The following is an 8,231-nucleotide window of genomic DNA, read 5'->3' as shown; positions in this document are numbered from 1 at the left end:
ACCCGACGGCGCGCCGCTGCGCATTCGCCGCACGCGGTCCGGTGACGCGTGGGACCGCTCGCTGGCGGAGTCGTGCGCGGTCCCCGCACCCGCGGAGCCGGGGGCGCCTCGCGCGGTCTCGCTGGGCCTGCCCACGCTGCGCGTCGGCGTGTGAAGGCAGTCGGTCGTTGAGCGAGGAGCGCAGCGACGAGACGAGGCGCCCGGAGTCGTCCGTGGAGCTCGAGCGTTTCGTCTCGCCCCGCTCGCTCGACGACCGGAGCGAGGCCGATCCGGAGCCACGCCTGTGGGCGATCGTCGGGGCCACCGGAACCGGCAAGACAGCGCTGTCGCTCGACCTCGCCGAGACGCTCGCCGCGCGAGGTCGTCCAGCCGAGATCGTCAATGCCGACGCCATGCAGCTGTACCGCGGCATGGATATCGGCACTGCGAAGTTGCCGCCGGCCGAGCGGCGAGGCATCCGTCATCACCTCTTCGATGTGCTCGACGTCATCGAGGACGCGGCCGTCGCCTGGTATCAGGGGGCCGCGCGAACGGCGATCGCCGAGATCCACGCGCGGGGCGCGGATGCCGTCCTCGTGGGCGGCTCAGGACTGTACGTGTCGAGCGTGCTCTACGACTTCCGCTTCCCACCGCGCGACGAGGGCGTGCGGGCGCGCCTGGAGGAGGAACTCGACGCCGACGGTCCGGGGGCGCTCTTCGCCCGTGTTCGTGCGCTCGACCCGGCGACAGCCGATCGGATCGACCCGCGAAACGGCCGACGCATCGTGCGGGCGCTCGAGGTGCTCGAACTGGGGGAGCGGACCCACGGTGCGGCACTGCCGGAGGCACCCGCGCTGTGGCACGAGTCCACGGCGATCATCGGAGTGGCGATGCCGCGTGACGAGCTCGTCGGCCGCCTCGACGAGCGGGTCGACGCGATGTGGTGCGACGGGCTGATCGACGAGGTGCGGGCGCTCCGCGAGCGGGGCCTCGAGCGCGGCGTCACCGCGCGCCGCGCGATCGGCTATGCGCAGGCGCTCGCTCAGCTGTCCGGTGCGATGACCGCATCCGAGGCGATCTCCGAGACGAAGGCCCTGACGCGCCGCTACGCGCGCCGTCAGGTGTCGTGGTTCAAGCGGTACGAGGGCGTGCGGTGGGTGACGCCTGGGACGGCTGCGGTGTTCCTGGCAGACTCGACGGCATGACGATCGACATCCGGCCCTTCGACATCGGCGAGACCGAGGCCGTCGTGTCGCTCTGGCAGGCGACCGGTCTCACGCGTCCGTGGAACAACCCCTATCAGGACATCCGCCGCAAGCTGTCGGTGCAGCCGGAGCTGTTCCTGGTGGCGGTGGCCGACCGTGTGGTCGTGGGCTCGGTGATGGCGGGCTACGACGGGCACCGCGGCTGGCTGTACTACCTCGCGAGCGACCCGGCGCGGCGCGGAGAGGGCATCGGTCGCCGGCTCGTCGAGGAGGCGGAGGAGCGGCTCCTCGCGATGGGCTGCCCCAAGGTGCAGCTCATGGTCAGGCCCGACAGCAACGGCGCGCAGGGCTTCTATCGCGAGCTGGGTTACGAGCCGTTCGACACCTGGACGACCGGCAAGCGCCTCATCGCGGACTGATTCCCGGCGCGGATCCGGGTCCGTCTAGCTGTTCTTCGCCGTGAGTCGATCCCTCGTCCGTGTCCGACCCGGGGGGCACCGGCATGGTCCGGTCGTCGACGCGTCCCGCGAGGGAGAGCGCATCGAGAACCGCGCGCATGACGGCCTCCGCGTCGGCGACCCGCGTCGCTCCGACGTCGGCGGTGACCCGGGTGAGGAGCCGCAGTCGAACGGCGCGCGCCGTGTCGACCGCCGCCATCCCGCGTGAGGACAGCGACAGCGACCTGCGACGCGCATCCTCGGGGTCGTCGTCCCGGTGGACGTAGCCCATGCGCTCCAGCTCGGCGACCGTCTTCGACATCGCCTGCTGCGTCACGCCGAGTGACCGCGCGATCCCGGTGATCGTGCGGTCTCCCGCGAGGAGCCGCTGCACGACATAGCCGTGCCGGGTGCGCAGGCCGGGGAAGCCGGCGCGCTCCAGCGCGGCGATGACATGACCGTCGATGGCACCGCCGGCGAGCGATGCGAGGTCGATGAGGGAAGGTGTCACATCTCCTCGATTCACACAACCATGGTTGTGTATTATTCCCGGCATGGCAAGCATCGAAGACATCGTTCGCCGGTACTTCTCCGTGGTCGCCGATCTCTCGTCGACGACCGCGGATCTTCACGAGATCGTCGACCCGGATGCCCGGTTCGAGGAGATGCCCAACCCGATCGCACCGACGGGAGCGCTGCGCGACCTGACGCAGACGACGGAGGGCTTCCTCGCAGGCAAGCGCCGGCTGAGCGCGCAGCGGATCGATGTGCACGAGATCCTCGTGCAGGACGACCGTGCGGTCGTGAGGTCGACGTGGTCGGGTCGCATCGGCGACACCGACGTGGTGGCACGCATGGCAGGGTTCCTCCGCGTCCGCGACGGCCGCATCGTCGAGCACATCACCTACGACTGCTACGAGCCGTTCGCCGTCGGCGGCTGACCGGCCTCCGAGGGAAGTCCGTCCGCCTCACTCGCGGGTCGAATCGCTCGCGAGGAGCGGTCGAGCAGCCGCCTCCGACTCCGCGCCCTCCGCCGAAGCCTCGTGGGTCTCATCCGGCTCTGGCCCCTCGAGGCGGCCGCCGACGTAGAAGTCCCACAGGCGCACCCGCAGGCGCTGGGTCAGGGTGCGGCGTCCGAGCGCGCCCGGGCCGAGGCGTGGCGGGATCGGGGCGTGCGGTGGGGCGATGCGCGCCCGCTCGGCCTCGTCGAGCGGCTGGTGGACTTCGACGTACTCGCCGCCGGGGAGGCGCACGACGCGGCCGGTCTCGAAGCCGTGGGCGAGCAGCTCGAGGTCCTTGCGCTGCAGCCCGAGGCACACGCGGCGCGCAACGGTGAAACCCACGAGCGGGCCGACGACGAGTGTCACCTGCAGCGTCGTGATGACGGGCTCGATGCTGACCCAGAACGTCGTGGCGACGATGTCGGCGCCACCGGCCACCCATAGGACACCGGCGAAGACGAGTCCGGCGACGCCGATGCCGGTGCGTGCCGGCGCATTGCGCGGCCGGTCCAGCAGATGGTGCTCGCGGGAGTCGCCGGTCACCCACTCCTCGACCACGGGGTAGGCGGCGACCGCCGCGAAGAAAAGTCCCACCACAGCCAGCGGCACCAGGATCGCGAGCGTCCACGTGCGGTCGAGCCACACCACCTCCCAGCCCGGCGGCACCAGCCGCAGGGCGCCGTCGAGGAATCCCGTGTACCAGTCGGGCTGGCTGCCCGCGCCCGCGCTTCCGGGGTCGCCGGGACCGTAGAGCCAGATCGGGCTCACCGTCACGGTGGCCGAGATGAGCAGGAGCAACCCCGCGACGATGACGCCCAGTCCGCCCGCGCGCGCGGCGGCGTTAGGGACGAGCGGAACTCCGACGATGGTGCGCTCGGTGCGTCCGGCACCGGGGAAGTGCGCGGGCCCGTGGCGCCACGCCGCCGCCGCGCGCAGCGTGAGCAGCAGGATGAGCGCGCCGGGGAACACCAGGATGTGCAGGGGGAACAGGTTCTCGATGATCCGCCCGGGGAAGGGCCCGCCGAACAGCACGGATGCGAGCCACGTTCCCACGACCGGGATGCCGAGCACGATGCCCTCGACGATGCGCAGGCCCGTTCCCGACAGCATGTCGTCGGGCAGAGCGTATCCGCTCCAGCCGCTTGCGAGCGCTGCGAGGAACGCGAGCACGAGCAGCACCCACGTGGCGCGCCGTGGCCGGCGGAAGGCGCCGGTGAAGAAGATGGTCACGAGCTGCAGCACCATGGCGGCCGGCAGGAGGAGGGCCGCCCAGTGATGTGCCTGGCGGATGAGACGGCCGCCCGGCACGTCGAAGGTGATCTCCATCGTCGACGCGAACGCCTTCGAGACCGCGGCGCCGTGAAGCGGCGCGTGGGAGCCGGCATATGTCGTGGGGTCGCTCGAGGGCGTGTAGAAGAACATGAGCACGAAGCCCGTCACGGTCACGACGATGAGGGACGCGACCGTGACGACTCCGAACAGGTTCGTCCAGTGCGTCGGCACCCGGCGACGGCGCAGCTCGGCCGAGAGGTCGCCGATCCGCCGGCCGAAGATCGTCGTGTCGTGCACGCGTTCGGCCAGCCGGTCGGTCGCCGACCGACGTCGCTCCTTCCGGGTCGTCTGCTCCGTCTCGATCACCGTGCTGCGCATGTCGGCCTCCTCGATGGGCTCACTCATACGACACCGCAGGGCGGCGAGACGTGACGGTCCTCGGGACGGCCAAGGCGCGCGGCGGCGAGCCTAGACTGGTGCGATGCCGCAGACCATCGCGTTCACCAAGGGCCACGGCACCGGGAACGACTTCGTCATCGTGCCCGACCCGGACGGGCAGCTGCATCTCTCCGACGACCAGGTCGCGGTGCTGTGCGACCGCCGCTTCGGCATCGGCGGCGACGGGATCCTGCGGGTGGTCCGATCGAGCGCGATCGACGAGGGGGCGGATCTGGCGGCATCGACGTCATCCGGCTCCGTGGAATGGTTCATGGACTACCGCAATGCTGACGGCTCGAAGGCCGCGATGTGCGGCAACGGCACGCGCGTGTTCGTGCGGTACCTCATCGAGGTCGGCTGGGCGACGTGGGACGACGGACCCGTCGCCATCGGCACTCGCGCCGGGGTGAAGACGGTGACGCGGAGCGACCGGGGCTTCGAGGTCGATCTCGGCGCGTTCGAGGTCGACGATGCCGACGTCCTGGTGCGCACGCGCAGTGGAGGCGCGCCGCGCCCGGGCGTCGGCGTGGACGTCGGCAACCCCCACGTCGTCGTGGCGCTGCCCGACGAGCGCGAGCTCGAGGGCCTCGATCTGGCGGCGCAGCCGCAGGTCCACCCCGAGCCCCCGCACGGCGCCAACATCGAGTTCGTGGTGCCCGCCGATCCTCTGGTGCGAGACGGCGTGGGGTCGATCCGCATGCGTGTGTTCGAGCGCGGCGTGGGCGAGACGCTCAGCTGCGGCACGGGTGTCGCCGCGGCGGCGATCGCGGTCCGCCACTGGGCGGGTCCGGCCGCCCCCGACCACTGGGTGGTCGAGGTCCCCGGAGGGACGCTGGGAGTCCGGATGCCGGAGATCGACGGCGAGCGTCACGTGCTGCTGTCGGGCCCGGCGACGCTGGTCTACTCCGGCGAGGTCACGCTCGCCTGACGAAGGCCCGCACAACGCCGGTCGGCGCCGCCGGGATCAGGACGCGGGCAGCTCGATCGGCTCGCTCGGCGGCGAGCCGTGCCGGCGGACTCTGAGCACGCGGAAGCCTCGCGCCGTCGCCGCTCGGTGCACGCTGTAGCCGCGGTCGAAGCCGGCCGCGAGCCATCGCTGGAGCGAGTCGGACCCGAGGTTGCGCTGCACGACCAGCCACGCATCAGAGCGCTCGTCGAGCCGCGGGATCCATCGTTCGAGCATCCCGTGCAGCTCGTTCTTGCCGACCCGGATCGGCGGGTTCGAGCGGATCGTGCGAAAGACGATGTCGTGGGGAACATCGTCGGGCCGTGCCGTGTTGACATTGGGGAGACCCAGCGCCTCGGCGTTGCGCCTCACCAGATCGAGCGCCCGCTCGTTGACGTCGACGGCCCAGACCGTCGCGTGGGGCGCGTCGAGCGCCAGGCTCAGCGCGATCGGTCCCCAGCCGCATCCCAGGTCCAGGAAGTTCCCGCTGGGCGGTGGCGGGGGTGTGTTCGACAGCAGCACCGCGGTTCCCGAGTCCACGTGATCCGGGCTGAACACGCCGCCGGCGGTCGTGACCTCCAGGTCGCGTCCGGCCAGCGTCACGCGGATGCGCCGCAGACTCTCGGGACTGGCGGGCGAGGCACTGAAGTAGTGATCGCTGCCCATGGCTGACGAGCCTAGCGGAGGAGCCGGACGGCCTGCGAGAGCGGAGCCGAACCGGTATGTCGGGCGCAGCCCCGGGAGGCGGGACTAGAATTCACGGATGCCTGCAACCGGCCGATGACGCCGGAGAAGGCATCCCGAAAGGAACACATGACGGATATCCAGACACCCCAGAGCACAGACGAGACACCGCGCGACGAGGTCGACCCGGTGGATCGTGTGCTGGCGCGCGCCGAAGCGCGCTCGGGGGTGCGCGTCTTCGGCGCCGCGCAGGCGCTGCAGGACGAGACCACCATCGGGCGCACCGGCTCCGACCCGGGCTCGTACGACGGCGTGCAGTGGGACCGCGAGGAGCGCGCGGCGCTGCGGCGCGTACCAGGACTCTCGACCGAGCTCCAGGACGTCACCGAGGTCGAGTACCGGCAGCTGCGACTCGAGAACGTCGTGCTCGTCGGCGTGCACGCGCAAGGCGAGACGGAGGATGCCGAGAACTCGCTGCGTGAGCTCGCGGCCCTGGCTGAGACGGCCGGCGCGGTCGTGCTCGACGGCGTGCTGCAGCGTCGCCCTCACCCCGACCCGGCGACCTACGTCGGTCGTGGCAAGGCCGAGGAGCTGCGCGACATCGTCGCCGCACTCGGCGCCGACACCGTGATCGCCGACACCGAGCTCGCATCGAGCCAGCGCCGTGCGCTCGAGGACGTCGTGAAGGTCAAGGTCATCGACCGCACGACGGTCATCCTCGACATCTTCAGCCAGCACGCCAAGAGCCGCGAGGGCAAGGCCCAGGTCGAGCTCGCACAGCTCGAATATCTCCTGCCGCGACTGCGCGGCTGGGGTGAGTCGATGAGCCGCCAGGCCGGTGGCCAGGTCGGCGCCGGTGGCGCGGGCATGGGCTCGCGCGGTCCTGGTGAGACCAAGATCGAGCTCGATCGTCGCCGCATCCGCACGCGTATGGCGCAGCTGCGCCGGCAGATCCGCGACTTCGCGCCCGCGCGCGACGCCAAGCGCGCCGACCGCAAGCGTCACACGGTGCCGTCGGTGGCGATCGCGGGCTACACGAACGCCGGAAAGTCGAGCCTGCTGAACCGCCTCACCAGCGCGGGCGTGCTGGTCGAGAACGCGCTGTTCGCGACGCTGGATGCCACGGTCCGCCGCTCCGAGACCAGCGACGGCCGTGTCTACACACTGACCGACACGGTCGGGTTCGTTCGCAACCTGCCGCATCAGCTGGTCGAGGCGTTCCGCTCGACGCTCGAGGAGGTCGGCGACGCCGATGTCATCCTCCACGTCGTGGACGGGTCGCACCCCGATCCCGCGGCGCAGCTGGCGACGGTGCGCGACGTGATCGGCGACGTGGGCGCCCGTGACATTCCCGAGCTGGTCGTGTTCAACAAGGCCGACCTCATCGACGACGACACCCGCATGGTGCTGCGCGGGCTCGAGCCCCAGGCGGTTTTCGCGTCTTCGCGCACCGGCGAGGGCATCGACGAGCTGCGCGAGGCGGTCGAGCAGGCGCTGCCGCTGCCGGCGGTCGAGGTGCACGCACTGGTGCCGTACGACCGCGGCGATCTGGTGTCGGCGATCCACGAGCAGGGCATGATCCTGTCGCAGCAGCACGTAGAGGGCGGCACCGCCCTCCACGTGCGCGTCGGCGAGCACCTCGCCTCGCGCCTCGCGCCGTTCGCCGTCTGACGGCGTTTCGTCTCGCTCGTTCCTCGCTCGCTCGACGACCGATCGGTCTCGGTCGTCGAGCGAGTGAAGCGGGCCGAAACGCGGTGAGCGTCAGTCGAGCTCGAGCTTCGGCACGCGTGGCGTGTCGAAGCCGAGCACCTGTCCGAGGAACGACAGCTCGGCTTCGAGTGCGCGGATGACGGTCTCGGCGCGACGGAACCCGTGCCCCTCGCCTTCGAAGGCGAGGTACGCGTGCGGGACGCCGTTGACGGCGAGGGCATCGCGCACCGCCTCGGACTGCGAGGGCGGCACGACGAGGTCTTCGAGTCCCTGCTCGATCAGCAGCGGTGTTCTCAGCCGGTCGAGGTGCGACAGCGGTGACCTGTCGATGTACAGCTGCTCCGCCTCGGGCAGCGGCCCGACCATGCCGTCGAGATAACTCGCTTCGAAGTCGTGGGTGTCTTCGGCGAGCCGTCGCAGATCGGCGACGCCGTAGCGGCTGATCCCGGCGGCGAAGGCGTCGGAGCGGGTCACCGCGCAGAGCACCGTCCAGCCGCCGGCCGAACCGCCCGCGATGGCGAGGCGAGCGGGATCCGCGACGCCCGCGTCGGCGAGCCCG

Annotated in this window: 9 protein-coding genes; 5 read left to right on the top strand and 4 right to left on the bottom strand. The window is 71.1% G+C overall.

Annotated features, from left to right (window positions below; genetic code table 11):
* Window positions 1-281 precede the first annotated feature (281 nt).
* Window positions 282-1,184, top strand: a complete 903-nt coding sequence (gene miaA, locus EIO58_RS08860) for a tRNA (adenosine(37)-N6)-dimethylallyltransferase MiaA (protein WP_240658657.1) — start codon at window positions 282-284, stop codon at window positions 1,182-1,184.
* On the top strand, window positions 1,181-1,603 hold the full coding sequence (locus EIO58_RS08855) for a GNAT family acetyltransferase (protein ID WP_127819224.1): 423 nt from the start codon (window positions 1,181-1,183) through the stop codon (window positions 1,601-1,603). Before miaA ends, EIO58_RS08855 begins: the two co-directional genes overlap by 4 nt.
* Here the strand turns inward: EIO58_RS08855 and EIO58_RS08850 are convergent.
* Window positions 1,590-2,132 carry a MarR family winged helix-turn-helix transcriptional regulator gene (locus EIO58_RS08850; protein WP_164861601.1) on the bottom strand — a complete coding sequence of 181 codons (543 nt, stop codon included), beginning with the start codon at window positions 2,130-2,132 and terminating at the stop codon, window positions 1,590-1,592. The two genes, EIO58_RS08855 and EIO58_RS08850, sit on opposite strands and share 14 nt — an antisense overlap.
* A gap of 43 nt (window positions 2,133-2,175) precedes the next feature.
* On the opposite strand from EIO58_RS08850, the gene EIO58_RS08845 reads away from it, so the two are divergent.
* Window positions 2,176-2,562 carry a nuclear transport factor 2 family protein gene (locus tag EIO58_RS08845; RefSeq protein ID WP_164861600.1) on the top strand — a complete coding sequence of 129 codons (387 nt, stop codon included), beginning with the start codon at window positions 2,176-2,178 and terminating at the stop codon, window positions 2,560-2,562.
* A 27-nt stretch (window positions 2,563-2,589) separates the two neighbouring features.
* Here the strand turns inward: EIO58_RS08845 and qcrB are convergent, their stop codons facing one another.
* Window positions 2,590-4,272, bottom strand: coding sequence for a cytochrome bc1 complex cytochrome b subunit (qcrB, locus tag EIO58_RS08840; protein ID WP_127819221.1), 1,683 nt, complete (start codon window positions 4,270-4,272; stop codon window positions 2,590-2,592).
* 103 nt (window positions 4,273-4,375) lie between these two features.
* Here qcrB and dapF point away from each other — a divergent pair, with 103 nt between their 5' ends.
* A complete protein-coding gene (gene dapF, locus EIO58_RS08835) occupies window positions 4,376-5,260 on the top strand; it encodes a diaminopimelate epimerase (RefSeq protein ID WP_127819220.1) in 885 nt (294 codons plus the stop codon).
* 36 nt (window positions 5,261-5,296) lie between these two features.
* On the opposite strand, the gene EIO58_RS08830 is transcribed toward dapF, so the two are convergent.
* On the bottom strand, window positions 5,297-5,944 hold the full coding sequence (locus EIO58_RS08830) for a class I SAM-dependent methyltransferase (RefSeq protein ID WP_127819219.1): 648 nt from the start codon (window positions 5,942-5,944) through the stop codon (window positions 5,297-5,299).
* Between the two features lie 147 nt (window positions 5,945-6,091).
* Between EIO58_RS08830 and hflX the strand changes: the two genes are divergently transcribed.
* Window positions 6,092-7,633, top strand: a complete 1,542-nt coding sequence (gene hflX / locus EIO58_RS08825) for a GTPase HflX (RefSeq protein WP_127819218.1) — start codon at window positions 6,092-6,094, stop codon at window positions 7,631-7,633.
* A 90-nt stretch (window positions 7,634-7,723) separates the two neighbouring features.
* Here the strand turns inward: hflX and EIO58_RS08820 are convergent.
* On the bottom strand, window positions 7,724-8,231 hold a 508-nt coding region (locus EIO58_RS08820; RefSeq protein WP_164861599.1), incomplete at its 5' end, for an alpha/beta hydrolase family protein.

Origin of the sequence: Microbacterium sp. CPCC 204701, assembly GCF_004010105.1 — a bacterium.
In the GTDB taxonomy this organism is placed as follows: Bacteria; Actinomycetota; Actinomycetes; order Actinomycetales; family Microbacteriaceae; genus Microbacterium.
Note: the sequence above shows the minus strand (reverse complement) of the source record. Positions and strands in the feature narration are given on the sequence as shown.

Bases quoted from the DNA above. Each gene is read 5' to 3' on its own strand.
- EIO58_RS08855 (WP_127819224.1), top strand. From the start codon at position 1,181: ATGACGATCGACATCCGGCCCTTCGACATCGGCGAGACCGAGGCCGTC.
- EIO58_RS08830 (WP_127819219.1), bottom strand. From the start codon at position 5,944: ATGGGCAGCGATCACTACTTCAGTGCCTCGCCCGCCAGTCCCGAGAGT.
- qcrB (WP_127819221.1), bottom strand. From the start codon at position 4,272: ATGCGCAGCACGGTGATCGAGACGGAGCAGACGACCCGGAAGGAGCGA.
- hflX (WP_127819218.1), top strand. From the start codon at position 6,092: ATGACGGATATCCAGACACCCCAGAGCACAGACGAGACACCGCGCGAC.
- dapF (WP_127819220.1), top strand. From the start codon at position 4,376: ATGCCGCAGACCATCGCGTTCACCAAGGGCCACGGCACCGGGAACGAC.
- EIO58_RS08845 (WP_164861600.1), top strand. From the start codon at position 2,176: ATGGCAAGCATCGAAGACATCGTTCGCCGGTACTTCTCCGTGGTCGCC.